Source organism: uncultured Halorubrum sp. (assembly GCF_937146585.1).
In the GTDB taxonomy this organism is placed as follows: domain Archaea; phylum Halobacteriota; class Halobacteria; order Halobacteriales; family Haloferacaceae; genus Halorubrum; species Halorubrum miltondacostae.
The window spans coordinates 1-23,931 of record NZ_CAKZRO010000142.1 but is presented as its reverse complement, the minus strand read 5'-3'; the positions used below and the strand labels follow the sequence as shown (position 1 = coordinate 23,931).

General features: G+C 72.2%; 27 protein-coding genes. 12 read left to right on the top strand and 15 right to left on the bottom strand.

Translation table 11 applies throughout. The features are described from left to right. The first annotated feature begins 85 nt into the window (after positions 1–85). Together Q0116_RS11845 and Q0116_RS11840 are read left to right on the top strand one after the other, a co-directional pair. Complete coding sequence (locus Q0116_RS11845; protein ID WP_297888594.1) at positions 86–2,017, top strand: aldehyde ferredoxin oxidoreductase family protein; 1,932 nt, start codon at positions 86–88, stop codon at positions 2,015–2,017. A gap of 97 nt (positions 2,018–2,114) precedes the next feature. Further along, positions 2,115–2,447 carry a hypothetical protein gene (locus Q0116_RS11840; RefSeq protein WP_297888504.1) on the top strand — a complete coding sequence of 111 codons (333 nt, stop codon included), beginning with the start codon at positions 2,115–2,117 and terminating at the stop codon, positions 2,445–2,447. A gap of 33 nt (positions 2,448–2,480) precedes the next feature. Here the strand turns inward: Q0116_RS11840 and Q0116_RS11835 are convergent, their stop codons facing one another. From Q0116_RS11835 to Q0116_RS11815, 5 genes are all read right to left on the bottom strand, one after another. Further along, positions 2,481–2,837 carry an AzlD domain-containing protein gene (locus Q0116_RS11835; protein WP_297888501.1) on the bottom strand — a complete coding sequence of 119 codons (357 nt, stop codon included), beginning with the start codon at positions 2,835–2,837 and terminating at the stop codon, positions 2,481–2,483. Further along, entirely contained in the window at positions 2,834–3,523 is a 690-nt protein-coding gene (locus Q0116_RS11830) for an AzlC family ABC transporter permease (RefSeq protein WP_297888498.1), read from the bottom strand. Before Q0116_RS11830 ends, Q0116_RS11835 begins: the two co-directional genes overlap by 4 nt. 2 nt (positions 3,524–3,525) lie before the next feature. Then, on the bottom strand, positions 3,526–4,404 hold the full coding sequence (locus Q0116_RS11825; RefSeq protein ID WP_297888495.1) for an RNA methyltransferase: 879 nt from the start codon (positions 4,402–4,404) through the stop codon (positions 3,526–3,528). Beyond that, positions 4,401–4,988, bottom strand: coding sequence for a hypothetical protein (locus Q0116_RS11820; protein WP_297888492.1), 588 nt, complete (start codon positions 4,986–4,988; stop codon positions 4,401–4,403). Before Q0116_RS11820 ends, Q0116_RS11825 begins: the two co-directional genes overlap by 4 nt. Positions 4,989–5,131: 143 nt before the next feature. Then, positions 5,132–5,530: a hypothetical protein gene (locus tag Q0116_RS11815; RefSeq protein WP_297888490.1), complete on the bottom strand. Its 399-nt coding sequence runs from the start codon at positions 5,528–5,530 to the stop codon at positions 5,132–5,134. A gap of 131 nt (positions 5,531–5,661) precedes the next feature. Here Q0116_RS11815 and Q0116_RS11810 point away from each other — a divergent pair, with 131 nt between their 5' ends. After that, positions 5,662–6,261, top strand: coding sequence for a DUF192 domain-containing protein (locus tag Q0116_RS11810; protein WP_297888488.1), 600 nt, complete (start codon positions 5,662–5,664; stop codon positions 6,259–6,261). A gap of 34 nt (positions 6,262–6,295) precedes the next feature. On the opposite strand, the gene Q0116_RS11805 is transcribed toward Q0116_RS11810, so the two are convergent. Further along, positions 6,296–6,724, bottom strand: a complete 429-nt coding sequence (locus Q0116_RS11805) for a desampylase (protein WP_297888484.1) — start codon at positions 6,722–6,724, stop codon at positions 6,296–6,298. A 157-nt stretch (positions 6,725–6,881) separates the two neighbouring features. On the opposite strand from Q0116_RS11805, the gene folP reads away from it, so the two are divergent. Further along, positions 6,882–8,120: a dihydropteroate synthase gene (gene folP / locus Q0116_RS11800; RefSeq protein ID WP_297888482.1), complete on the top strand. Its 1,239-nt coding sequence runs from the start codon at positions 6,882–6,884 to the stop codon at positions 8,118–8,120. A 162-nt stretch (positions 8,121–8,282) separates the two neighbouring features. Continuing rightward, the gene (locus tag Q0116_RS11795; protein ID WP_297888480.1) at positions 8,283–9,026 is read left to right on the top strand and encodes a 6-hydroxymethylpterin diphosphokinase MptE-like protein; all 744 of its coding nucleotides are present in this window, start codon (positions 8,283–8,285) and stop codon (positions 9,024–9,026) included. On the opposite strand, the gene Q0116_RS11790 is transcribed toward Q0116_RS11795, so the two are convergent. After that, positions 9,023–9,814, bottom strand: coding sequence for a creatininase family protein (locus tag Q0116_RS11790; RefSeq protein ID WP_297888478.1), 792 nt, complete (start codon positions 9,812–9,814; stop codon positions 9,023–9,025). The genes Q0116_RS11795 and Q0116_RS11790 overlap by 4 nt on opposite strands. 142 nt (positions 9,815–9,956) lie before the next feature. Between Q0116_RS11790 and Q0116_RS11785 the strand changes: the two genes are divergently transcribed. From Q0116_RS11785 to Q0116_RS11770, 4 genes are all read left to right on the top strand, one after another. Continuing rightward, entirely contained in the window at positions 9,957–10,364 is a 408-nt protein-coding gene (locus Q0116_RS11785; protein WP_297888475.1) for a nascent polypeptide-associated complex protein, read from the top strand. Next, positions 10,361–11,101 carry a methyltransferase domain-containing protein gene (locus Q0116_RS11780; RefSeq protein ID WP_297888472.1) on the top strand — a complete coding sequence of 247 codons (741 nt, stop codon included), beginning with the start codon at positions 10,361–10,363 and terminating at the stop codon, positions 11,099–11,101. Before Q0116_RS11785 ends, Q0116_RS11780 begins: the two co-directional genes overlap by 4 nt. Positions 11,102–11,204: 103 nt before the next feature. Beyond that, on the top strand, positions 11,205–12,224 hold the full coding sequence (locus Q0116_RS11775; RefSeq protein WP_297888469.1) for a DUF5821 family protein: 1,020 nt from the start codon (positions 11,205–11,207) through the stop codon (positions 12,222–12,224). A 93-nt stretch (positions 12,225–12,317) separates the two neighbouring features. After that, positions 12,318–13,439, top strand: a complete 1,122-nt coding sequence (locus Q0116_RS11770; protein ID WP_297888467.1) for a pyridoxal phosphate-dependent aminotransferase — start codon at positions 12,318–12,320, stop codon at positions 13,437–13,439. Positions 13,440–13,469: 30 nt separating this feature from the next. Here Q0116_RS11770 and Q0116_RS11765 read toward each other — a convergent pair whose 3' ends face one another. Further along, positions 13,470–14,456, bottom strand: coding sequence for a hypothetical protein (locus tag Q0116_RS11765; protein ID WP_297888463.1), 987 nt, complete (start codon positions 14,454–14,456; stop codon positions 13,470–13,472). A 179-nt stretch (positions 14,457–14,635) separates the two neighbouring features. Between Q0116_RS11765 and Q0116_RS11760 the strand changes: the two genes are divergently transcribed. Together Q0116_RS11760 and Q0116_RS11755 are read left to right on the top strand one after the other, a co-directional pair. Beyond that, entirely contained in the window at positions 14,636–15,838 is a 1,203-nt protein-coding gene (locus tag Q0116_RS11760) for a methionine adenosyltransferase (RefSeq protein ID WP_297888459.1), read from the top strand. 82 nt (positions 15,839–15,920) lie between these two features. Next, positions 15,921–16,373, top strand: a complete 453-nt coding sequence (locus Q0116_RS11755; protein WP_297888457.1) for a DUF5804 family protein — start codon at positions 15,921–15,923, stop codon at positions 16,371–16,373. A gap of 20 nt (positions 16,374–16,393) precedes the next feature. Here the strand turns inward: Q0116_RS11755 and Q0116_RS11750 are convergent, their stop codons facing one another. From Q0116_RS11750 to Q0116_RS11740, 3 genes are all read right to left on the bottom strand, one after another. Further along, positions 16,394–16,936 (bottom strand): hypothetical protein, encoded by a 543-nt coding sequence (locus tag Q0116_RS11750; protein ID WP_297888454.1) that lies wholly within the window; start codon positions 16,934–16,936, stop codon positions 16,394–16,396. Positions 16,937–16,938: 2 nt separating this feature from the next. Beyond that, on the bottom strand, positions 16,939–18,150 hold the full coding sequence (locus tag Q0116_RS11745; RefSeq protein WP_297888451.1) for a glycosyl transferase family 2: 1,212 nt from the start codon (positions 18,148–18,150) through the stop codon (positions 16,939–16,941). 121 nt (positions 18,151–18,271) lie between these two features. Continuing rightward, positions 18,272–19,456: an MFS transporter gene (locus Q0116_RS11740; RefSeq protein WP_297888450.1), complete on the bottom strand. Its 1,185-nt coding sequence runs from the start codon at positions 19,454–19,456 to the stop codon at positions 18,272–18,274. 163 nt (positions 19,457–19,619) lie between these two features. Between Q0116_RS11740 and Q0116_RS11735 the strand changes: the two genes are divergently transcribed. Beyond that, entirely contained in the window at positions 19,620–19,790 is a 171-nt protein-coding gene (locus tag Q0116_RS11735) for an HVO_0758 family zinc finger protein (RefSeq protein ID WP_004595617.1), read from the top strand. Positions 19,791–19,890: 100 nt separating this feature from the next. On the opposite strand, the gene Q0116_RS11730 is transcribed toward Q0116_RS11735, so the two are convergent. From Q0116_RS11730 to Q0116_RS11715, 4 genes are all read right to left on the bottom strand, one after another. Then, complete coding sequence (locus Q0116_RS11730; protein ID WP_297888446.1) at positions 19,891–21,243, bottom strand: hypothetical protein; 1,353 nt, start codon at positions 21,241–21,243, stop codon at positions 19,891–19,893. After that, positions 21,240–21,899 carry a hypothetical protein gene (locus tag Q0116_RS11725; RefSeq protein ID WP_297888443.1) on the bottom strand — a complete coding sequence of 220 codons (660 nt, stop codon included), beginning with the start codon at positions 21,897–21,899 and terminating at the stop codon, positions 21,240–21,242. The genes Q0116_RS11730 and Q0116_RS11725 overlap by 4 nt, the downstream gene beginning before the upstream one ends. 51 nt (positions 21,900–21,950) lie before the next feature. Then, positions 21,951–23,063 (bottom strand): aldo/keto reductase, encoded by a 1,113-nt coding sequence (locus Q0116_RS11720; protein WP_297888439.1) that lies wholly within the window; start codon positions 23,061–23,063, stop codon positions 21,951–21,953. 81 nt (positions 23,064–23,144) lie between these two features. Further along, positions 23,145–23,768: a bifunctional 2-polyprenyl-6-hydroxyphenol methylase/3-demethylubiquinol 3-O-methyltransferase UbiG gene (locus tag Q0116_RS11715; protein WP_297888437.1), complete on the bottom strand. Its 624-nt coding sequence runs from the start codon at positions 23,766–23,768 to the stop codon at positions 23,145–23,147. Positions 23,769–23,931 lie beyond the last annotated feature (163 nt).

The window sequence follows — 23,931 nt, the reverse complement described above, 5'->3', positions numbered from 1 at the left end:
AGGCCAGAGTCGGTAACCGCTATCGGTTACGCCGCCGAATCAACAACTAACCCGATACGGTCCTAATATAATGATAGAGCATTACATGACTGAAATGGGCGGCTACAGAGACCGTGTGGCACAGGTCGATCTCGGCGGCGGGGAGGTCAACTATCAGGGGATCGACGACGAGGACGCGGAGAAGTACATCGGCGCCCGCGGGCTCGGCGTCAAGTACGTCTTCGACAAGGGTCCCGACGTGGACCCGCTGGGGCCGGAGAACCGACTGGCGTTCATGACCGGGCCGCTCACCGGCACCCAGACCGTGATGAGCGGTCGGATCGCCCTGGTGACGAAGTCCCCGCTGACGGGGACCGTCACCGACTCGCACCACGGTGGCTGGTCCGGCGCGCGGCTCAAGTGGGCCGGCCTCGACGGGGTCCTCCTCGACGGGGAGAGCGACGAGCCGGTCTACCTGTTCGTCGAGGACGGCGAGGTCGAGGTACGCGACGCCTCCCACCTCTGGGGCCAGGGCGTCCACGACACGATCGACCAGATCGGCGAGGAGGTCGACGGCAAGGTCGGCCGTGACGTCTCCGTGATGGCGATCGGGCAGGGCGGCGAGAACGAGGTGCGCTACGGCTGCGTCATCAACGAGGACGACCGCGCCTCGGGCCGCGGCGGCACCGGCGCCGTCATGGGCGCGAAGAACGTGAAGGCGGTCGTCGTGAAGTCGGGCACGAACATGCCGAAGCCCGCCGACCCCGAGACGTTCCAGGAGGGCTACCAGCAGGCGATGGAGGTCATCCGCGAGTCCGACGTCACCGCGCCCAACGAGGGCGGCCTCTCGATGTACGGGACGAACGTCCTGATGAACGCGACCGAGGAGATGGACGGCCTCCCGACGAAGAACGCGAAGTACACCTCGACGGAGGCGTACCACGACGCCGAAGGCGCGGACATCGAGGCGGAGCGGGTCTCCGGCGAGAACGTCCGCGAGAACATCCTCGTCGACGAGCCGACGTGCCACTCCTGTCCCGTGGCGTGTAAGAAGGAGGTCGAGGTCAACGTCACCCACAAGGGCCAGGAGATGAACGTCCGCACGGAGTCGTACGAGTACGAGTCCGCGTGGGCGCTCGGCCCGAACTCGGGCCACTCCGACCGCGACGAGATCGCCCGCATGTTAGAGCAGTGTAACGACCTCGGTCTCGACACCATCGAGGCCGGCAACATGATGGCGATGGCGATGGAGATGAGCGAGGAGGGCAAACTCGACGGCGTCGGCCACCTCGACTGGGGCGACTCGGAGACGATGATCGACCTCATCGAGGAGATCGGTCACCGTTCGTCCGACCTCGGCGACCTCCTCGCGGAGGGTCCCGAGCGCGTCGCCGACGCGAAGGACGCGCACGGCAACAAGCTCTCTGTGAAGGGCCAGACGATGGCCGCCTACGACCCGCGCTGTATGAAGGGAATGGCGATCGCGTACGCCACCTCCAACCGCGGCGCGTGCCACCTGCGCGGCTACACGCCGGCCGCCGAGATCCTCGGGATCCCGGAGAAGGTCGATCCGTACGAGTGGGAAGGGAAGGGCGAACTCACCGCCACCTTCCAGGACCTCCACGCGGTGTCGGACTCGTTCGACATCTGTAAGTTCAGCGCGTTCGCGGAGGGGATCGAGGAGTACGTGCTCCAGTACAACGGCGTGACCGGCCAGGACCTCTCGGAGGACGAGCTGTTCGAGGCGGGCGAGCGCATCTACAACCTCGAGCGCTACTACAACAACCTCGCCGGCTTCGGCGGCGCGGAGGACACGCTGCCGAACCGGTTCATCGAGGGCCACCCGGACGCCATCCCCGGCACGGGTGCCAGCGAGGGCGAGCTCGTCGAGCTCGACCAGCTGAAGGCCGAGTACTACGAGACCCGCGGCTGGGTCGACGGCGTCGTCCCGGACGAGAAGCTCGCCGACCTCGGCATCGACGTCGGCCCCGGCACCGGCGTCTCCGCAGGCGACTCCGCGGCCCCCGCCGACGACTGAGCGAGACGCGCCGCGAGCGAGGGCAATCACGCTCGCGCTCGCCGTCTCTCGCCGCTTCGCGTTTATTTTTAAGTGAGTTCCGTCGGAAGCTCCGCGTATGGCACACGACCCGCTTTCGCCCGCCGAGGCCCTCCGCACGCGCGTCGGCGGCGCGCTCGCCGCCGTGAGCCTGTTCGTGTTCGTCTACTCGCTGCTGATCCTCGGACAGATACTGCTCGGCGTCTGGACCGTCCTCGTCCTCACCGTGGGACCGTACCTGTCGTACCGGCTGTTCGCGGCGCTCGACTCGCTCGCCGACGCCGCCCAGCGCATCGCCGCCGCCCGCGAGCGCGAGGCCGACCGAGACGCTCGGTTCGACCGACCCGTCGACCGCGACGAGGCTGACGCGCGCGAACGCCGAACGGAGCGACAAACCGAACGCGAGCGCTGACGACCGCGTCGCCGGCCGGACGCCACGCCGGTCTCACGCGAACACGACGAATCGGAACGCCCAGAGCGTGACCATCCCGGTCGCGATGGTGGCGAACACGTTCTCCGTCCGCCACGCGACCGCGCCGGCGACGAGGCCGGCGACGAGTCGCTCGTCGAGCAGGGTCGCGGCGACGGACGGCTCGAGCGTCACAAGGTCGGGGAGCACCAGCGCCGCGAGGACCGCCGGCGGGACGTACCGCAGCGGCCGCTGGAGCCGCGTCGGGACGCCGTCGATCCGGCCGAACAGGTGGATGAACGAGAGCCGGATCCCGTAGGTGAGGACCCCGATGGCGACGATGGCGACCCAAGCGCGCGGCGAGGCGACGACCGACGCGAGCGCGCCCGTCACGCCCCGGTCACCTCCGTCACCAGTCCGGCCGCGATCCCGCTGAGCGCCCCGACGAGCAGGCCGAGGTTGAGCGGGAGGCCGGCCGCGACGACCGCGACCGCGCCGCCGGCCACGCCCGCGACGGTGGTCGGCCGGTCCTTCATCGCGGGGACGAGGAGCGCGAGGAACACGAGCGGGACCGCGAAGGTGAGCCCCCACGCGTCGGGGACGCCCGCGCCGAGGACGACGCCGGCGACCGTCCCGACCTGCCAGACGACCCACAGCGACGCGGCCGCGCCGAGGTAGTAGCGCCACCGGCTGCGGTCGGGGTTCTCGTCGAACTCGGCGACCGAGAGGGCGTACGCCTGGTCGGTGAGGAGGTACGCGAGCCCCGCGCGGAGCCGGCGACCGTACTCCGCGAAGTGCGGGGCGATGGAGGCCGAGTACATCAGCATCCGGAGGTTGATGACGACGGCAGTCCCGACGACGACGGCGAGCGGCGCGTTCTCGCCGAGCAGTTCGAGCGCCGCCAGCTGGGAGGCGCCCGCGAACACGATCACGGACATCCCGACCGCCTCGGGCAGGCCGAGGCCGGCGTCGACCGCGGCGATGCCGGCCACCAGCGCGAAGGGGACGATCCCGAGCATGAGCGGGGAGACGTCGCGCACGCCGGCGACGAGGTCCTCGTCGATGGCGGGGCCGCGCACGGCTACCGCTCCGTGGGATACGGCGGCTCGTCGTACTTCGCCGCGAGGTGGTCGGCGTGCTCCAGCTTCGCGTTCGCCTTCCGGAACGTGCCGAGCAGGGTGTGGATCTCGCGCTCGGTGGGGTGCGCGCGGCCGAGCAGCCGGCGCATCAGCAGCTCGTTCTTCTCGCGGACGTGCTCTCGCTGGCCGGTCGCCGCGAGGAACTCCCCGTAGAACTCGTGGAAGCGCTCGACGTCCGCCTCCGGGGCGCGGGTGACCTCGGTGTCGGGCTGCTGCGTCTCGTCGACCGTGAGACCGCGCAGCTCGTACAGCAGCACCGTCGCGGCCTGGCCGAGGTTGAGGACGGGGTAGTCCTCGTCGGCGGGGATCGAACACACCTCGTCGAGCCGCGAGAGCTCCTCGTTGTTGAGGCCGCGCCCCTCGCGGCCGAAGACGATGGCGGTGGGCGCGTCGACCGTCTTCAGCGACTCGCGCAGCTCGACGGGCGTCTTGAACGGGTAGCGCTCGTGGCTCCGGTCGTCCTCGCCGGTGATCGCGGTGGTGCCGACGGTGTGGTAGTTCGCGACGACCTCGTCGAAGCTCACCTCGTCGGCGTTCGGCAGCACGTCCTCCCGCGCGTGGCCGGCGAAGCCGTACGCCTCGCCGTCCTCCGGGATCTCCGGCGGGTTCACGAGCTTGAGGTCCGTGAGCCCGAAGTTCTTCATCGCCCGGGCGATGGTGCCGACGTTGCCCGGCGTCTCCGGCTCGACGACCACGACGACGGGTTTCCGCCGCGACCGCGCGGGCTCCGAGTCGTCGGTCGCGTCCGGCTCCGCGCCGTCGGCAAGCTCCGCATCGTCCGCGGGCTCCCCACCGCTCCCCGCCTCGTCGCCGTCGCTCATCGGTCCGACGGGTAGTCGGTCGAGAGGTCGAGGTCGGAGTCGGCGACCTCCTCCTCGGTCAGCTGCTCGTCGGACCGCTCCTGCCCGGCGAGTTCGAGGATGTCGATCCGGTCGCCCTCGAAGTCCTCTTCGAGCCGCTCCTGGACCTCCTGCTGGTCGGGGAGGTCCGGGAGTCCGTCGGGGTCCTCCTCGACGTGCTCGACCGAGCCGTACCCCTCCGGCGCCTCGTTGCCGGCGGCGACCCACTCGTGGAAGCGGTCGGCGAACTCGACGGACCCCTTGTGGTCGCTGCCGCCAGCCTCGCGGAACCAGTAGAGGAGGTCGCGCTCGTGTTCGGGGCAGAGCAGCACCTCTCCCTCTGGCTCGCCGTACACGATCTCCGCCTCCTTACACCGGTGGACCTCCTCCTCGCCGTAGTCGAGGTAGCAGACGTCGCAGGGCTCCTCGACGAGCTTGACGAGCCGCAGGAGCCGCTCTCGCGGGTCCTCCGGGATCTCGTCGAGGGGCTTCAGCTCCTCGTCGTCGGTGAATATCTCGTCCTCCTCGAAGCGCCACCCGCGGAGGCCGATGCTCACTTTCGCCATGTCCCACGCTACGCTCCGGCGGCGATAAAAGCGCGTCCTTCCCGGCACGAGGGGTCGCTACGCCGCGTCGGAGGCCCGGCGTCCGAGCGCGGTCTCGGTGCCGGTGGCGGCTCGACGACCGGGCCGCGGGAGGGACGGGAGGTTCATACCGCGGACCGGGTTCGTCCGGGCGGATAGCATTTGTCGGAGCCGTGATAGCACGACGGTGACGCGACGGCGACGGCTCCCGAGAAGCCGGGGTAGTCCACGGCGAAGAACGCGAGACCCAGCGCCGCCGCGAGCGCCGCGAGGCCGAGTGCCACGCGGCGGCGCGTCCCCGCTGAGAGCCCGGTCCGGCCACCGACCCGGTCGACCGCGAAGACGCCGGCGAACACGAACAGGAGACCGACCGCGGCGATGTGGCTTCCACCGCTCGCGGACGCCTGATACAACAGGAGACCGGACAGCGAGACCGCCGCCCCGGAGACGATCGCCGTGCCGCCGAGAACGCTCGCGTTGTCTGGCGTCCCTCCGCGCGACTTTCGGGTACTTCTACCGCTCATGCCGACGACTGTTCGCCGGCGAACATAATTTCCTCGGACCGTGCCGTGCCGACCGCAGCCCCGCCGTTCCGAGCGCGCTCCCGACGCGAGCGACGCGGCCGCTTATATCCCCGGCCGGCTTGGTTACGCCCATGAGACGGCGGCGACTCCTCGGACTGACCGCGGCCGCGACGGCGGGCGTCGCGGCGGGCTGTCTCGGGGGCGACGGCGCGCCCGGAGCGAGCGACGGGGATACCGGTGGCGGCGACGGCGGAGGCGACGACTCGGGGGCCGGCGGAGGCGACGAACCGGGCGAGGACGGAACAGACGACGTCGACTGGCCCAGCGGGACGTACGCCGATTACGAGACGACGACCGTGACCGTCGAGGGCCCCGCCGGCGAGGCGCGCGGGTCCGTCACCGCGGCGGTCGCCGACACCGGAGACAAGCGCCTGCTCGGGCTCAGCGACGCCGAGTCGCTGCCCGAGGACGGCGGCATGCTGTTCGCCTACGATTCGCCGCAGGACACGCTCACCTACGTGATGCGCCGGATGAGCTTCGGCATCGACATCGTCTACGTCGACGGCGACCGGCAGATCACCCGGATCCACAACGCGCCCGAACCGGGGCCGAACGAGGACGGCGAAGAGCAGCAGTATCCCGGCTCCGGCCAGTACGTGCTGGAGGTCCCCTACGAGTGGACCGACCGCCACGGCGTCGCCGTCGGCGACTCGCTGCGCTTCGAACGCTGAGCAGAGCCTGCGAGGGGTCGCTCGCCCGGCGGCGTCACCGCTCGGACCGCACCGAGACGGTCTCCTGTTCGAATCCATCCTCGTCGCCCCGCCACCGCCAGGACCCCACGAACGGGTAGCCGTCGAGCGCGCAGATCACGTACGAGCGGTCGGGCCAGGTCGCCCGCGCCGCGTCGGTCTCGCTCGGGCGGGGCGGGCCAGCCGGGTGCGAGTGGTAGAAGCCGACCACCTCGAGCCCGTCGCCCTCGATCGCCTCGATGAGCTCGAGCTGCTCCTCGGGGTCGATGCGATAGCGGATCTGGGGCCTACCGGCGACGTTCTCCGCCCGGCGCGCGTCGCTGACGACGGCCGGCTCGTCGGCTTCCCCGCGAGTCCCGGCGAGCACGCCGCAGACCTCCGCCTCGCCCCCCTCGTACGCGTGGCGGACGACGTCGTCGTACGCCTTCCGCGACAGCGCTATCATACTCGCGAAGAGGGGCGTCTCGGTCATAAGTGCCACCCGCCCGACGAGGGCCGCCGGCGTCACTCGGAGCCACGCGCCGGCCGCGCTCGGCGTCAGTTCTCCGGCGAGCGCGTCGGGTACTCGCCCCGTTTATGTCTCTCGCGCCCGTGGTAATCGTATGCGAAACGTGGACGCCGCAGGGCTCGGGATCGGCGACGACCACCCGCCCCGGATCATGGGCGTACTCAACGTCTCGGAGGAGTCGCCGTACGACCCCAGCGTGTACGACGACCCCGGCGAGGCCGCGGCGTACGTCGACGAGGAACTGATCGGCGAGGGCGCCGACATCGTCGACGTCGGGCTCGAATCGGCCAACAAGGACCTCGACGTGCTCTCCGCCGAGCAGGAGCTCGACCGTCTCGACACCGCGATCGAGACGCTCGAGTCGACCTCCGGCGACGCCGTCTGGTCGATCGAGACGCGCTACCACGAGGTGGCCGACGAGGCGATCTCGCGCGGCTTCGACATGGTCAACGACATCTGCGGGTTCGCCGACCCCGAGATGCCCCGCGTCTGCCGCGAACACGACGTGGCGGTGTCGAAGATGGCCTCGCCGCCGGACCTCGAACGACCCGGCGCGATCGAGGACGTCGACGACATCTACGAGGCGCTCTCGATGAACGGCTTCACCGACAAGACGATCCTCGACCCCGCGTTCGGCGGCTGGTCCGCGGCCAAGACCCACGAGGACGACCGCGAGACGTTCCACCGCCTCCGCGAGTTCCGCGGGTACGGTCGGCCGCTCCTCGTCTCGATCAACCGCAAGAGCTTCCTCAGGACGGTCGCGGGGCGCAGCACCGAGGAGGCGCTCCCGGTCTCGCTCGCCGCGACGTCGATGGCGGTCGAGCGCGGCGCGCACGTGATCCGCACCCACGACGTGGCCGAGACGCGCGACGCCGCCCTCATCGGCGCTGAGTTCGCGCGCGACCGCTATTCCGGACGCGGGGGCGACGCCGTCACCGTCGAGGAACTCGACGTGACGACGGTCCGCGAGGCCGAGCGGCATCTCGACCGGATCGGCGCGGCGGGAGCGACCCAGGGGAGCAACGCCGTCGCCGACAGCGCCGCGGTTCGCACCTTCGAGCTCTCCGGCCTCGACGAGGCGGCGATCGGCGCGTTGCGCGCCGCGACCGTCGGCGGCGACGCGACCGGGGCGGCGTTCGCGCTCGGCGACTCGAACCGCGCGACGGTCGCGACGCCTCACTCGGCGACGGACGGCGGCGACGAGGCCGCTGGCGACGACCGCGGGCTCCTCGTCGGCACGCCCGCGGCCATCGATTCGGTTCGAGAGGCGGTATCCGGCGTCTCGGAGTCGCTCGACGCCGCGCTCGCCGATATCGACCGTCACGTGAATTAAGAGAAAGTTTATGCCCTCGTGTAGACAACCGATCGACCGGACGCCGGAGGGGCACGCGGGTAGGGGTACTCTGTGCCACTCCGGCCCATACCATCTATCGACCGATGAGCGGCGGCGCCGCTCCGCGGCGAGCCCGACCGGACCTCCGAGCGTGACCTCCTCGTGAACTTCGACACCTTCGAGCCGGTCTACGAGGCGATCCTCGACGACTTCGGCTTCGGCCGCGACGCCGACGAGCGCGTCCGCGACGTCGCCGCCGACCTCGCGACGCCGTTCCCGCTCGACCGCCTCGGCGACTGGGACGGCAAGACGGTGGCCGTCGCGGGCGCGGCCCCCCGCCTCGCCGACGACGCGGCCCTCGCCCGCGACGCCGACGTCGTCGTCGCGGCCTCGACGGCGGCGGACGTGCTCGCCGACCGCGGCGTCGGCGTCGACTGTATGGTGACCGACCTCGACAAGAACCCGGAGACCGCGGTGGAACTGACCCGGGATGGGACCCCCGTCGCCGCGCACGCCCACGGCGACAACCTCTCCGCGGTCCGGGAGTGGCTCCCGCGCTTCGCCGACGAGTGGACGCTCGCGACGACGCAGGCGGGCCCCGCCGGACCGGTCCGGAACACCGGCGGCTTCACCGACGGCGACCGCGCCGCCTTCCTCGCCGACCACGTGGGGGCCGGCGAACTCGTCTTCCCCGGCTGGGAGTTCGACGACCCCGCCGTCGACCCGATGAAGGCGCGGAAGCTCGACTGGGCGGCCCACCTGCTGCGCTGGCTCGAACGACGCCGCGGCGAGCGCTTCGCCGTCTTAGACGGCCGGCGCGAGGCGGCCGACGCCGCGCTCGAAGAGATTCTCGGGGACGACCTCGCTGGCGGGAGCGGGCCCGAAGGCGGTTCTACCGACGGTTAGCGGATCTCCTCCTCGCCCTCGATCCGCGGCTCGGGGAACAGCTCGTCCGCGTCGCGGTCGCCGATCCACTCGGCGAGCCGGACGAGTTGCTCCGCGGCCGCCTCGAACAGACGCTCCGCCTTCTCCGGCGTCACGTCGGTCGGGTCGCCGAACGCGCCGTTCGGCGAGTTGTCGATCGCGTCGTAGAACGTCCGGGCGCCGTGGACGACCGCGTCCGACTCCGCGAGGTCGACGAGCCCGCCGTCGCGGGCGTCCCCGAGCCGGTCCTCGCGGACGAGGTCGGGCGCGAGGTGGGTGACCATCGCCGTCTCCTTGGGGCCCGCGTGGGGGCCGTTGCGCTCGAAGAGGTCGTCGACTAGCTCCGGGATCGACTCGTCCCACATCCACTCGACGGCGTAGGCGGCCTCGTCCTCGTGGAGCCGCCGGCCGACCTCCCGGAGGTGCTGGACGTTGCCGCCGTGGGCGTTCACGAACACCACGCGGTCGATCCCGTGGTACGCGAGGTTCCGGGTGAACGACTCGACGTAGTCGCGGAACTCCGGCGGGTCGACCCACATCGTCCCCGGGAACTGGCGGTGGTGCGGGCTGACTCCGACGTTGATCGTCGGCGTCCGGAACGCGTCGGCGCGCTCCGCGGCCGCCGTCGCGAGCCCCTCGGCGATCAGGTGGTCGGTCGCGAGCGGGAGGTGGGGCCCGTGCTGTTCGGTCGAGCCGAGCGGGACGAGCGCGACGGAGCCGTCGGACAGCGCGTCGCCGAGCTCCGGCCAGGTGTGGTCCGCGAGGTACATACCGCCGCCTCGCGCGCGAGACGTATCAACCCCGCCGTCGCGGTCGGGTTCGCCGCCACCCTCCGGAAGCGGTTCGCCCCGAGCGACGGGGTCTCGCCCCGTGTCGACACCCTTTTTGTATCGTCCGGCCGAACGTTCGGGCATGTTTGGAGGCGGCGGCATGAATCCGCGGAAGATGAAACAGATGATGAAACAGATGGGGATCGACGTCGAGGAGCTCGACGCCGAGCGGGTCGTCATCGAGACGACCGACGGCGACGACCTCGTCTTCGACGGTGCGCAGGTCACCAAGATGGACGCCCAGGGTCAGGAGACCTACCAGATCGTCGGCTCGCCCGACGCGGTGGCCGACGCTGGCGGCGCGACCGCCGTCGAGGGCGACGCGGACGCGGCCGCGATCGAGGCCGAGGACGACGCCGACGAAGGGGCCATTCCGGAGGAGGACGTCGAGCTGGTCGCTCAGCAGGCGGGCGTCTCGAAGGACGAGGCCCGCGAGGCGCTGGAGGCGGCCAACGGGGAGCCCGCGCGGGCGATCTCGGACCTGCAGTGACGGACGCCGCGTACCTGCTCGTCCACGAGGACCGGGAGTACCTACTGGAGCCGGGCGAGGAGTTCGGGACCGACCTCGGCGTGATCGAGGTCCCCGAGGACGTCTCGGCCGGCGACGAGGTCGAGACGCACCTCGGCACCGTCTTCGAGGTCCGCGCGCTCCGCGGCCCGGACCTGTTCAACCACCTCGACCGCACCGGCGCGCCGATGATGCCCCGCGACGTGGGGCTCGTGATGGGCCACACCGGCGCGTCCGGCGGCGACCGCGTCTTGGACGCCGGCACCGGGACCGGGATCCTCGCCGCGTACCTCGGCCGGGCCGGCGCCGACGTCACCTCCTACGAGGTCGACGACGAGTTCGCTGACGTGGCCCGCGAGAACATGGTGACGGCGGGCGTCGCCGACCGCGTCGACGTGCGGACCGGCGACCTCACCGAGTCGCTGGACGCGCTCGCCGACGAGGGGCCGTTCGACGTCCTCACGCTCGACACCGGCGACGCCCCGGCGGTCGTCGATCGCGCGGACGACCTCCTCGCGTCCGGCGGTCACCTCGCCGTCTACTCGCCGTTCGTCGAGGGGACCCGCGAGGCGGCCCTCGCCGCCCGCGAAGCGGGGCTCTCCGAGATCGAGACGCTGGAGACGATCCAGCGCGAGATGGACTTCTCCGACCGCGGCTCCCGCCCCTCCACCGCCGGCGTGGGCCACACCGGCTACCTCCTGTTCGCGCGCGCTCCCTGAGGCGGCCGCGCGCCGCTTTCCCAGACTCCTGTCGACCCTCGGACCGGCGCGTCGCCCCCCGAGCGGCGCAACTCTCTTTCGGATCGCGCCGGTTGTCGACGGTGTGTCCGACGACGAAGCCGAGCGCGACGCCGCCGCGGACGGCGAGGGCGACCGCGGCTCTGTCCCCGATCCCGACGGCGTCGAGGGCGGCCCCGAGGTCGCTGACGTCCTCCCCCGCGGCGACGACCCGTTCGCGGAGTCGGTCGAGGCCGCGCTCGCGGGCCGGTCCGCGGTGGTCGCCGTCGGCGTCCCCCTTCGGCTCCTCCCGGCGGTGCTCGCGGCTCGCGAGCGCTCGTCGGGAGCGCCGTGGCGGATCGCGTGTCGTCCCGGCGTCGTCGACGCCCTCTCTCGCGCGCTCGTCCTCGGCACGGCGATCGCCGAGGCGGTCGAACGCGACGAAATACGGATCCGGACCGGGGAACCCATCGACCACGGGGCGGGCGGGACCGTGTTCGCGAGCCCCGACGGCGTCGACGCCGTCGTCGGTCCCCGCGGCGACCGCTCGCTCGCGACGACGGCGGTCGATGACGATCCGGAGACGGTCGACGCGGTCAGCGGGGCCGCCGCGTCGCGGTTCGAGGCGGCGACGGCGGAGTCGGTGGCGATGCCCTCGCGGACTCGCCTCCTCGCGGCCGCGCGGGAGGTCCTCGACGACCGGTTCGCCGACGACCTGGCGACCCTGCTGGAGTCGCTCGAGCCCGGCGAGTTCGGTCGCACGACCGGCATCTCCGACCGCACGCTCCTCGTCGCGCTCGCGGCGCGCCACGACCACCTCTTCCGGGACCTACGGCGGTGGGTCGGAACCGACGGGGTCGGTATCGCGCCGGAACAGGAGTTCACCGCCGACCGTCGGACGCTCGTCGACCGGGAGCTGATCGAGTCGATCAAGGTGCCGATGGGGCCGGGGAGACCGATGTTCCGGCTCCGCGCGGTCGACGACGCGCTGTTGCGCGCGCGGCCGGAGGAGGTGCCGAGCATCCTCGAAGGGCAGTTCGCGCTGCCGACCGACGAGGACGGACGCCCGCGACGCGAAGAGAGCCGGAAGGAGCGACGCCCGGTGTGGGAGCGGCGGCGGTGGTGATGGCGCGGGCCCGCTCGCCGCGGGGTCGCCTCCCGACCTGCGGACCGCCCGGACGTGACAAGAACTAACTCTCGGCGGCGCCCTCGAACTGGTATGACGACGTTCTCCGAGCGGGTGGAACGGATCTCGATAAGCGGGATCCGCGAGGTGTTCGAGGCGGCCGGCGACGACGCGATCAACCTCGGGCTCGGCCAGCCCGACTTCCCGACCCCGGCCCACGCCCGCCGGGCCGCGGTCGACGCGATCGAGTCCGGGAAGGCGGACGCCTACACCGAGAACAAGGGGACCCTCGGGCTGCGCGAGGCGATCGCCGAGAAGCACCGCGCCGACCAGGGGGTCGACCTCGACCCCGGCAACGTCATCGCGACCGCCGGCGGCAGCGAGGCGCTCCACGTTGCCATGGAGGCGCACGTCGACGCGGGCGACGAGGTGCTGATCCCCGACCCCGGGTTCGTCTCCTACGACGCGCTGACAAAGCTGGCGGGCGGCGAGCCGGTCCCCGTGCCGCTCCGCGACGACCTCACCATCGACCCGGCCGCGATCGAGAACGCCATCACCGACGACACCGCCGCCTTCGTCGTCAACTCGCCCGGCAACCCCACCGGCGCGGTCTCCTCCGAGGCGGACGTCCGCGAGTTCGCGCGCATCGCCGACGAGCACGACGTGCTCTGTATCTCCGACGAGGTGTACGAGTACACGGTGTTCGACGGCGACCACCGCTCCCCGATCGAGTTCGCCGAGACGGACAACGTCGTGGTGGTCAACTCCGCGTCGAAGCTGTTCTCGATGACCGGCTGGCGGCTCGGCTGGGTGTACGGCTCCGCTGAGCGCGTCGAGCGCATGCTGCGCGTCCACCAGTACGCGCAGGCGTGCGCCTCCGCGCCGGCCCAGTACGCCGCGGAGGCCGCGCTGCGGGGCGACCGCGGCGTGGTCGACGAGATGACCGCCTCCTTCGAGCGCCGCCGCGACATCGTGTTAGAGGGGTTCGCGGAGATCGGCCTCGACTGCCCGACGCCGCAGGGCGCGTTCTACGCGATGCCGCGGGTCCCAGACGGGTTCGTCGACGAGTGTATCGACCGCGGCGTCGTCGTCGTCCCCGGCGAGGCGTTCGGCGAGAACGGCGCCGGCCACGCGCGGGTCTCCTACGCGACCGACGAGGCGCAGCTCCGCGAGGCGCTCGACGTGATGGCCGAGGCGTTCGAGGCGGCGCGCTGACGCTCCGGTCTCCGAGCCTAGGCTCTCCCGTCAGTCGCCGCCCGAGAGCCGCAGCTCCCACTCGTAGTAGTCGTCGCCGTACCGGATCATCTCCTTCCGCTCCGTGAGAACGCCGGCGTCGTTCCGAACCCCGCCGTCGAGGTAGGGGCGCGCGTCGAGCGCGCGGAGCAGCGCCGTGTACTCGTCGGAGTACGGGTAGCGCTCGCCGTACTCGTCGGCGTCCGCCCGGTCGACGATCCGCCTGGCCTCGGCGGAGAGGTCGTCCGCGCCGATCCTCGGGCCGACGAACGTGGCCCGGAGGATCGCCTCCATGCGTTCGGGTCGCTCGGCGACCGGCTCCGCAGTCGGCCGGTACACGGTCTCGTGGAACCGCTCGCGCTCTCTCTCGACGCGGTAGGTAGTGTCTCGGTGGCGGACGTGGTCGGGGGCGTCCGCGGCGAGGAGCGCGCTCTCCTCGCGGGCGGCCGCGGTCCGGTAGGCGTAGCCGCCGCGGTCGACCAGGTCCGCCGGGTACCCGCCCTCGTCCCCGCGGGCCCGTGCGGCGAAGTGCGCGATCCGGACCGCGCGCTGATCCACCCGCGGGAGCTCACCACCCTCGCTGCCGTCGACCGGCGACTCCACCTCGCCTTCCGCCTCGAAGAGCCGGAGGACCGGGTGCGTCTCGGCGACCTCGTCGACGGCGACGGACCGGAGCTGGTAGTACGTCCCCTCGTCGCGGACGTACGCGGGGTCGTCGGGTTCCGCGAAGAACGGTTTCCGGTGTTGGGTCGTGTACGGTTCGTCGGCCAGTACGGCGTCGAGCGCCGCCTCGTCCCAGTGGTTCGGCGGGTCCTCGCGGCCGCGAACGTAGCGGTCGCGCAGCGTCCCGTCGACCCGCGAGAGCGACAGGGAGAGCATCGGGTCGTCGCCGCCGCTCTGCTCGTCGTCGTCGTTTCCGAGACAGCCCGCGACGGCGCCGAGACCGCCGGCGACAGCGCCGGCGAGGAGGGTGCGCCGAGATGGCGCGAGTTCGGTCATGACGTCACGTTCCGCGGGGGGACGGAAAAACGTCGCCGAGACGCAAACGTCCGCTTGCGTGACCGGAGACGCGGTGAGCGTGAGGTTCGTTATCCCGGTTCACAAATTACTATTGGTAATTCGGCGTCGTCGAAGAGTTTCCGCAAGTTATACCGTCGCCCGCGGAGTATCCGGCGCTAATGGACCGGAACATACAGGTCAGCCGCCTCGACCGGCAGGCGGTCGAGGACCAGGAGGTCGAAATCGTCGAGCGAAAGGGGATCGGTCACCCCGACTCGATCTGCGACGGCGTCGCGGAGTCTGTCTCGCGGGCGCTCTCCCAGCTCTACCTGGACCGCGTCGGCAAGGTGCTCCACTACAACACGGACGAGACGCAGCTGGTCGCCGGCCGCGCGGCCCCAGCGTTCGGCGGCGGCGAGGTCGTCGAGCCCATCTACATCCTCATCGTCGGCCGCGCCACGAAGGAGTACGACGGCGAGCAGCTCCCCGTCGACTCGACCGCGCTCGCGGCCGCCCGCGAGTACCTCTCCGAGGCGATCCCGGAGCTTGAGTACGGTACCGACGTGGTCGTCGACGTGAAGCTCGGCGAGGGGTCGGGCGACCTCCAGGACGTCTTCGGCGAGGAGACGCAGGAGGTCCCGATGGCCAACGACACCTCCTTCGGCGTCGGTCACGCGCCGCTCACCGAAACGGAGACCATCGTCCACGAGGCGGAGCGCGCGCTCAACACGACCTACCACGACGACCACCCCGAGCTCGGCCCCGACGTGAAGATCATGGGCAAACGCGAGGGCGACCGGATCGACATCACCGTCGCCGCCGCGATGGTCGACGCCTACGTCGACGGCCTCGACGAGTACGACGACGCGGTCGCGTCCGTCCGCGAGTACGTCGACGACCTCGCCCGCGAGTACACGGACCGCGAGGTCCACGTCGACGTCAACACGGCCGACGACTACGACGAGGGGTCCGTCTACCTCACCGTCACCGGCACCTCCGCCGAGCAGGGCGACGACGGCTCGGTCGGGCGCGGCAACCGCGCGAACGGGCTCATCACCCCCAACCGCCCGATGTCGATGGAGGCGACCTCCGGGAAGAACCCCGTCAACCACATCGGGAAGATCTACAACCTCCTCTCTACCCGCGTCGCCGAGTCCGTCACGAGCGAGGTCGACGGGATCCGCGACCTCCAGGTCCGGCTCCTCTCGCAGATCGGCCGGCCGATCGACGAGCCGCACGTCGCCGACGCGCAGATCGTCACCGAGGACGACGTCGAACTGGGCGACATCGAGGCGGACGTCCTCGCCATCGTCGACCGCGAGCTGGCCGACGTGACGGACGTGACCCGCAGCGTCATCGAGGGCGACGTCTCGACGTTCTGACCGGGGAGCCGTAGAACCCTCCGCCCGCCCCCGCCGCCGGACGACCGCAACGGATTTGCGCCGTCCGGTCGGAGGTGCGTCCATGACGCGGGTGTGTCTCCTCGGCGACCCCGACGTGGAGCTCTCCTACGAGCTGCTCTCCCGCGAGACGGCTCGCGACGCGCTCGCGACCTACGCGATCGAGGAGCCGTTCGAGAACAGCGTCGCCGTCGACACGGTGAGCCTCGGGGCCGCCGTCTCGCTGTTGAACGACCTCGACTGGTACCTCGTCCGCTTCGTCGACGAGGCGCTCGTGTTGGAGCCCTCGGTCGCGACCGACGAGTGGCTCTCCCGCGACCTCGCCCGCGAGGTCCGCGACGGCGACGTGCCACCGGAGGAGACGGACCAGCGCCTGAAGGTGTTCGGCCTCGTCGACGGCCGGCCGGTCGAGCCGCTGTTCGTCCGCCGGCGACAGGGCGAGACGCCCGAGTACGACCTCAGAGACGTCGACGAGACGGTCGTCGTCCGCGTGAGCGAGGCCGAGTTCTCCGGGTGAGCGACGGGGTCGCGCGCCGGCTACGCGTCAACTTCCGCGAGGATCCGCGTCCGGACCGGGTCTACGTCGACCGGGGCCCACGCCTCCACGTCGTAGGTCACGTCCGCGAGCGTCTCCAGCCGCGCGGCGTCGCCGTCGTTTATCGCGGTCACCGCCTCGCGGCGGAGCCGGTCGAGCACCGCGTCCGCGAGGGTCTCGCGGTCGACGCCGCGGTCGGGCACGTCGAGGATGTGCGGGAGGTCCGCCGCGCCCTCCGGGAGCGTCGGGAACGCCGCCGGGCCGACCGCGAGGGGAGTCTCGTCATCGATGGCCCCCTCCGCGTCGTCCCCGGCCGAACTGCGATCGCCGGAGAGCGCCTCGTCGGGGGCCGGCACGAGCGCGTACTCGTCGACCGCGAGGTCGATGGCGTCGTCGATGGCCCCCTCGTCGACCTCGGTCCGCTGTTTGAACGCCAGCTCCGAGAGCGCCCGCGAGAGCTCCGCCCGGGTGAGCCACTCGAACAGGTCGACGACGCCCGCGAGGTCGTCGCGAGCGGCGACGCTCGGCCCCCCCTCGTCGGCCATCGTCAGTCCTCCCCCGGCGCGGGCTCCGCCTGTCGATTCTCGACCGCCGACCCGCCGGCCGCGTCGCTCCGGTCGTCCGTCGGACCCGTCCCGCCGCCGCCGCCGGCGTCGTCGCCGCGCGCCGCGTCGAGGTCGGCGGTCGCGGCATCGAAGACCTCGTCGGGGTCGACCGGGGCGTTCCGCCAGGCCGGCAGCCGGGTGTCGGGCCCCGGCGCGGCCAGCGCTTCGGCGTACGTCGCCACCTGCGAGCGCTCGTCGCCGGCGTCGTACGAGAGCCCGTTGAACGCCGCGTCGGCGGCGTAGCTCTCCGTCAGCGACTCCGCCGTCTCACGGTAGCGCTCGGCGAGGCCGTCGTAGTCCACGTCGACGCCGGCGTCCTCGACCGCGCGCAGGGTCGCCGCGCCGACCGCCCGGCTCATGTCGGCGAGGCCGGTCGGCCCGTCGACGGAGCGGTGGTCGTGCTCGTAGCGTCCCAAGTCGACCTGCGCGCTGTCGGCGAACCCGGCGTGGTCGAACGCCTCGCCGAGCGTCCCGACCTCCAGCCCCCAGCCGCGCTGGACGCGGAGCCGGGAGACGAGGTCGCTCGTCGCCGCGAACTCGCCGGCGAGCGCGTAGCGGAACGCCGAGAGGTACCGAAGGACGTCGGGCTCCCGCCCCGGAGCGGCGTCGCCGAGCGCCCGCACGAGCGGTCGGAAGAACAGCCGGAACAGCCGCCCGTACAGCGAGCCGTCTTCGACGCGGGCGTAGTACCCCTTCGAGAACTCGTAGCCGCGCCCGAGCGGGAACAGCAGTCGGTTCACGAACGCCGCCGAGTACGTCTTCGTGTCCGCGTCGTGGACGACGACGAACTCCTCGTCGAGCGCGCGACCGAGGGCGAGCCACACGTCGCGGCCCTTGCCGCGGTCGCCGTCGAGCCCCCGCGCCTCCAACAGCGACGCGAGCCGGGGGCCGTCGCACCAGAGCGTCTCGACGTCGAGGTCGAACCCGTCGAGCCACTCCGCGAATGGGCCGGCGCGGTCGGCCGACGCCCGCAGCGGGACGATCACCCGGGCCGGGTCGACCGTCTCCAGCGTGGAGAGCACGCGCTCGGCCGCGAGCGTGCCGTACTCGCGCTCGGTCATCGGCACGACGACCGCCGCGCGGTCGGTCGGCGCGTCGGGCCGGTGGTCGGTCAACGCGTGGAGGGTCGTCACGCGCTCCTGAACGTACTCCATTTACCGATCACACGGGAGCGACGACCAAAACAGGTGCGGTACCACACCCCCATGCCGGTCCCGGGGTGCGGGGTCGGGATCGGCGTCCACACCGTCGCCTCGCGTGGCCCGCGCCGTCGCCTCAGACGGTCCGGCTCGCGCCCGCCGCGCCCCCGGGGACGCGGCCGAACCGGTACAGCACGGCGTACGTCGCGACGAGGAGCGCCAGCCCGCCGGCGAGCGCGAGGAAGACCGCGTCGTACGTCGCGCCCGCCTCGATCGCCTCGCCGACGACCCAGGAGCCGGCCGCCTGCGTGGACATCATCCCGGCCGAGAACATCGCGTACGCCGAGGCGCGCGACTCGTCGGGCAGCGACGCGAGCAGGTACGTGTCGCCGGCCGGGAACAGCATGTGGATGGCGAAGCCGACGACGACGCTCGCGGCGATCACCGCCGCCAGCCCCTCGGCGACGACGACGAGGACGACCCCGCCGACGAACGCCGTGACGATGCCGAGCAGGTACGGGACGTGGGGGAGTCGGTCAGCGAGGTCGCCCGAGACCAGGAACGCGGGGACGCCGGCCGCGAAGATCACCGTCAGGAGGTTCCGCGCGGTCGCCCGCGCCAGCCCCTTGTCGATCATGTACAGCTCGTAGAAGTTGAACAGCCCCTGCCAGACGAAGCTCGTGAGCCCCATCAGCACGATGCCGGCGAAGATCAGCTTCCACTCGCCGCGGGCGGCCCCGAGGAAGTCGGTGTCGCCCGCGCCGGCGTCCGGGAGGTCCGTCCGCCGCGCGAGCGCCGCGAAGACGAGGGTGCTGGCGGCCGCGGCGACCGCGAGCGCGTAGAAGGCGTACCGCCAGTCGTACCACAGCGCGACGGTGACCGCGGGCGCGGCGATGACGGCCGAGAGCTGGCTCGCCATGCCGTGGACGCCCATCACCCGGCCGACGCGCTGCGGGAACAGCTCCGCGATGAAGGGGTTCGCGGCGACGAAGTAGACGCCGGAGGCCAGCCCGACCGCGAAGGCGGCGACCATCAGCGCGAGCACGCTCGGCGCGAGGGCGACCCCGAGCGCGCCCGCCGTCAGCATCGCGCCGGAGACGAGGATGACCCGCTGCCGCGTGAAGCGCGTGAGCGCCCAGCCGGCGGGGAGCCGCGGGGCGGCCGAGCCGAGCCACGCGAGCGTGACGATGAGCCCGGCGGTCCCCTCGCGGATCCCGAACGCGTCGATGAACTCGCCCACGAGGGGCGCGAACACGACGCGCGCGAAGTTGACGAGGAACACCAGCGCGCAGAGCGATCCGAACAGCCGGGTCCGTGACACGACGGCGATTCCGCGCGCCCGGACACAAGCGTTGCGAAAGCGGCCGGGGACCGCCCCGAGGTCGGTCGCGGCGGGCGACGCCGCGTCTCCCGGCGGTTTCGGCCGCTCCGTCAGCCCGACGTCGGACGGGGTTTTTATCCGCCCCGCCCCCGAACGGCGGGGTATGAAATCCACGCGCAAGGGGCTCCGCGACGGCGACCTGATGAAGGACACCTACGAGCGGCTCAACTGCGCCGACTGCGAGCAGGTGCTGAAGAAGGAGAACGACCCCGACGAGGTGTTCTCGGTCCGGATCTGTCCGGAGTGCGGCGCCCGGTTCAAGGAGCTCCGCTGACCGCCGTCGTCGCGTCGTCCCCGCGCCAGTCGCCCGCTGCGCTCTTTTCACTCCTCCCGCGGCCGATCTCTCGCGGTCCGGTCCCGGCCGCTCGCTCCGGTCACGACTCGAACTCGCTCGCGACCGACGCCGCGACCGCCTCGGCCTCGCCCGTCACCGTCTCGATCCACCGGTACTCGGCGTACGCCTCGGCAGCCGAGCGTACGCTCCGCTCGTCGGCCGCGAGCGCCTCGTCCTGCTCCGCGAACAGCGGCAGGAACTGCGTCGCCAGCCACCGGGCCAGCGGGTTCTCGTGGTCCGCGAGCGACGACGCCGACGCGACCGCCGCCCCGCGCGCCGCGCCGATGGCGTCGGGACCGTCCGGGAACATCGTCTCTCCGGCTTCGACGCGCGCGGCGATGTCGTCCAGCGCCCGGAGGCGCGTCAGGACGAGCGCGGTCCGCGTCAGCCCGGTCGCCGGGTGATCGGGCTCGTAGTCGCCGAGCGCGACGGGGTCGAACCACACCCCGTCGAAGCTGCGGTAGACGGCGCTCGACAGGAGGGAGTCGCTCGGCGCGTCTGTCGCCACCCCGCGCCCGTCGACGAAGGCCTCGGGGCCGGGGCTCTCCCGGAGGTCCTCGACCCCCTCGCCGTGGAGCTCGCGGAGGCGGTCGCCGACGACGCGGCCGAGACGGTTCATCTCCCGGCGGATCGGCTCGGCGACCGGCTCCGGATCGGCGAGCGAGGCCGCGTACCGGTCCCGGAGGTAGCGCCCCGCCTCGACGTACGACTGGACGCGCTCGACGTTGCCGACCGCCTCTCCCGCTCGGATCGGGTTCGCCTCGTCGGCCGGACTCCCGCCGCCGACCAGCGTCCGGCGGAGCGACTCGTCGTACCACCGTTCGATCGGGCCGTAGACCGCGGTCCCCGCGAGCGGGTCCGCGGCGGGTCCGGGGAGCGCGTCGAGCGCCCCGGACGCGCGGCCGCGAACCGTCCCGCCGTCCGCCGCGACCGCCTCCGGTTCGCCCTCGACGGTCACGCCCGCCCACGTGCCGACGGCGGTCGCGGCGTGATCCCGCGCCGCCGCGTACCGCCCGGCCGCTCCGAGCGGCGGGAGCGGCTCGTCGGCTCCCGGGAGCGCCTCGCGGGCCGCCGCGCGCTCCGACTCGATGCGCTCGCGGAACCCGCCGTGCGGGAGCCGCTCCGCGGTCAGGGGGTCGGGGATCGGGCCGAGCAGCCGGTCGACGCGGTCCGCGAACGCGGCGGCGACCTCCGGCTCGAAGCCGACGGGGACGATCCGCGGCCGAGCCGGGACGGAATCGTCGAACTCGCGTGGAACGGCGTCGACATCGAGCGACGGCGGGTCGTCCCAGAACCCCGGCTCGCTCCCGACGCCCGAACACCCAGCGAGGGAGCCGAGCGCTGTCGCACCGACGGCCGCGAGCGCGTGCCGGCGGGTCACCCGCCGCGTCACCGGGAGTCACCCCCGGCGTCTATCGCGGTGTCGTTCCCCGGCACGGTCGCGTTCCCCTCGATCACCGCGTACTCCGTCTCCGTGGTCCGACACGGCGACCGCCCGCTGGACCCGGAGCCGGTGATCCGGCCGTCGAGCGCGACCGGCAGCCGGAAGAACAGACCGAGCGTGACCCACGCGTCGGCCACGCACGCCTCGTCCGGAGGCCTGAGTTCGCGGCAGTACTCGTAGTCCACGCGACCGGGTTCCCACGAGACGGACTCGATGTGAAGCCGCTCGCACGACCTGACGCCCGCGGGCGAGACGTACACCGTCTCCGCGTCGTAGTCGGTCGCATCGAGGAACGACCGGATCCGCTCGCGGTCCGCGTCGGCGACGCCCTCGGCGACGAGCAGGTCGCTCGCTCGCTCCGCGCTCGTGACGAGTTCGCGGCCGACGGAGATCGGTTCCCCCTCGCCGTCGACCTCGCTCCCGTCGAGGAGGATCCGGTCGCCGTCCGGGTTCCGCGGCTTCAGGACGGTCGGGTCCGGATCCGTGCCCGACGCCTGTCGCCGGACCGACGCCGACTCGGGGTCGCTCGCGCCGGAACACCCGGCGAACGTGCCGAGCACGCCGAGGGCTGCGCTACCGAGGAGGGATCGTCGCGTCGGGGACATGCGACCGAATTGACGGGGCCTCGCTAAACGCTTTGTGGCCCGCGGTTCGGCTCACTCGAAGACCGCGTCGAACGCCGACGCGCCCAGCGGGTCGAAGGTGCCGGCCGCGACGTTCTCGCGGACGTGGTCCGGGTCGGCGCTCCCGACGAGCGACGAGGTGACGCCCGGCGCGCTCCGCGCGAAGTTGAGCGCGCGCTGGGCGGGCGTCTCCCCCGCGAGCGTCGCGTCGACGTCGGCCGGGACCGCGCCCTCGACCGCGAGGTCTCCCTGTCCGATGCTCGCGCTCGTCACCACCGAGAGCCCGGCCTCGTGCGCGAACGAGAGTGCCGAGACCGGTCCGTCGGCGTCCGAGCCCGCCGGCGCGGGGTGGTTCCGTCGGGTGAATGCGTCGGCCATCGCGACGTTGAACGGGAGCTGGACCGCCTCGAACCCGTGGTCGTCGTCGGGGCCGACCGCCTCGCCCGCGGCCTCGGCGCGCGCGAGCACCTCGGCGAGCGAGAGGTACCGGTCGCCGTCCTTTCCGACCCGGAACGCGTCCCACGTCGCGACGCCGTAGGCCCCGACGTCGCCCGCGGCGCGGCGGCGCTCCAACGCCTCGAACGCGGCTTCGAGCGCGTCGTACACGTCGGCCTGCGACCTGACGGCGAGCTGCGTCTCGGGGTTGTGGACGTAGAAGCAGTCGACCGCGTCGAACCCGAGCCGGTCGAGCGAGCGGTCGAGCGACCACTCCAGGAAATCCGGGGTCATCGCGTGCGAGCCGTTCGCGAGGTCGTCGGGGGCGACGATCCCCGGCTCGACGAACCGCTCGCGGACGTACGCGCTCGGGTCGCTCGGGCGCTCGCCGTCGAACGGGAGGAAGCCGCCCTTCGTCGCGACGACGACGGACTCGCGGTCGACGGGGGCCTTCCGGAGCGCCTCGCCGACGACGCGCTCGGCGCGACCGCATCGGTAGTTGGCCGCGGTGTCCACGTGGTTCACGCCGGACCGGAGCGCCAGCTCGATCGACTCGCGCGAGGCCTCGTCGACCGCGGGCGTCGGCTCGCCGAGGTACGTCCCGATCCCGACGCTGGAGACGACGCCGGGGCCGAACCGGCGGAAGTAGGTGCGCCCGAAGGCGTCGCCGAACCGGTCCCGGTATCCCCAGAGGGCCTCGCGAGTCGCCATGTGGCTCGGGTAGTCGGCTCGCGGGTAAAAGTCGCGCGGGAGACCGGGCCGCGGTCCGGATCGGTCCGCCCGGACGGTCGGTCAATCGGCGACGCGGAACGTCCGCGTCGTGTCCCTGTCGCCGCGGACGACGTCGACCTCGGTGAGCCCTAGGGAACCGAATATCTCGCCCCAGTCGCGGTAGTAGAGCGGCGTGTCGTCGTCGACGAAGTTCACGTCCGGGTCCGCCGACGCCGACTCCGCCGCCGGCGGCCCCTCGATTTCCGCCGTGACGAGGACCGCGTCGGTGATCCGCGCGATCTCTCCGAAGACCGACTCGGCCTCGGGGGGGACGTGCTGGAGCGTCTCGACCGAGTAGACCGCGTCGAACGCGCCGTCGTCGAACTCCTCAAGGACGTCGGCTAGCGCACCGCAGTGGAACGTCCCGGCGGCCGCGAGGTCGGGATAGGTCTCCCGCATCGTCTCGAAGGCCCCGGGGTCGATGTCGACCCCGGACAGGTCCTCGAAGCCGTGCGCCGCGAGGTGTCGGAGGTGACGGCCCGACCCGCAGCCGAGTTCGAGGACGGCGGCGTCGCGGTCGAGACGCGCCGCGAGGGCCTCTCGGACGGCCGCGCTCGTCTCGTTCGGCCCGCGGTACGCGTAGTACGCCGGCGAGTACTCTCCCGCCCGCTCTCGCCACGCGTCTCGGACGGTGTCGGGGTCCACGGGTAACGACTCGGACAGCGAGTGATAACGGCGTCGAACGCCGCGCGGCGACGAACGGTCCCGAACCCTCGCCGGTCGCGGACCGGGCACAGTTAACTGCCGGTGACCCGCATGGTTGTCTATGACAGACACGGAATACGACTTCGTCGTCGTCGGGGCCGGC

Bases quoted from the DNA above. Each gene is read 5' to 3' on its own strand.
- Q0116_RS11845 (WP_297888594.1), top strand. From the start codon at position 86: ATGACTGAAATGGGCGGCTACAGAGACCGTGTGGCACAGGTCGATCTC.
- Q0116_RS11840 (WP_297888504.1), top strand. From the start codon at position 2,115: ATGGCACACGACCCGCTTTCGCCCGCCGAGGCCCTCCGCACGCGCGTC.
- Q0116_RS11825 (WP_297888495.1), bottom strand. From the start codon at position 4,404: ATGAGCGACGGCGACGAGGCGGGGAGCGGTGGGGAGCCCGCGGACGAT.
- Q0116_RS11820 (WP_297888492.1), bottom strand. From the start codon at position 4,988: ATGGCGAAAGTGAGCATCGGCCTCCGCGGGTGGCGCTTCGAGGAGGAC.
- Q0116_RS11815 (WP_297888490.1), bottom strand. From the start codon at position 5,530: ATGAGCGGTAGAAGTACCCGAAAGTCGCGCGGAGGGACGCCAGACAAC.
- Q0116_RS11810 (WP_297888488.1), top strand. From the start codon at position 5,662: ATGAGACGGCGGCGACTCCTCGGACTGACCGCGGCCGCGACGGCGGGC.
- Q0116_RS11805 (WP_297888484.1), bottom strand. From the start codon at position 6,724: ATGATAGCGCTGTCGCGGAAGGCGTACGACGACGTCGTCCGCCACGCG.
- folP (WP_297888482.1), top strand. From the start codon at position 6,882: ATGCGAAACGTGGACGCCGCAGGGCTCGGGATCGGCGACGACCACCCG.
- Q0116_RS11790 (WP_297888478.1), bottom strand. From the start codon at position 9,814: ATGTACCTCGCGGACCACACCTGGCCGGAGCTCGGCGACGCGCTGTCC.
- Q0116_RS11785 (WP_297888475.1), top strand. From the start codon at position 9,957: ATGTTTGGAGGCGGCGGCATGAATCCGCGGAAGATGAAACAGATGATG.
- Q0116_RS11770 (WP_297888467.1), top strand. From the start codon at position 12,318: ATGACGACGTTCTCCGAGCGGGTGGAACGGATCTCGATAAGCGGGATC.
- Q0116_RS11765 (WP_297888463.1), bottom strand. From the start codon at position 14,456: ATGACCGAACTCGCGCCATCTCGGCGCACCCTCCTCGCCGGCGCTGTC.
- Q0116_RS11760 (WP_297888459.1), top strand. From the start codon at position 14,636: ATGGACCGGAACATACAGGTCAGCCGCCTCGACCGGCAGGCGGTCGAG.
- Q0116_RS11755 (WP_297888457.1), top strand. From the start codon at position 15,921: ATGACGCGGGTGTGTCTCCTCGGCGACCCCGACGTGGAGCTCTCCTAC.
- Q0116_RS11750 (WP_297888454.1), bottom strand. From the start codon at position 16,936: ATGGCCGACGAGGGGGGGCCGAGCGTCGCCGCTCGCGACGACCTCGCG.
- Q0116_RS11745 (WP_297888451.1), bottom strand. From the start codon at position 18,150: ATGGAGTACGTTCAGGAGCGCGTGACGACCCTCCACGCGTTGACCGAC.
- Q0116_RS11735 (WP_004595617.1), top strand. From the start codon at position 19,620: ATGAAATCCACGCGCAAGGGGCTCCGCGACGGCGACCTGATGAAGGAC.
- Q0116_RS11725 (WP_297888443.1), bottom strand. From the start codon at position 21,899: ATGTCCCCGACGCGACGATCCCTCCTCGGTAGCGCAGCCCTCGGCGTG.
- Q0116_RS11720 (WP_297888439.1), bottom strand. From the start codon at position 23,063: ATGGCGACTCGCGAGGCCCTCTGGGGATACCGGGACCGGTTCGGCGAC.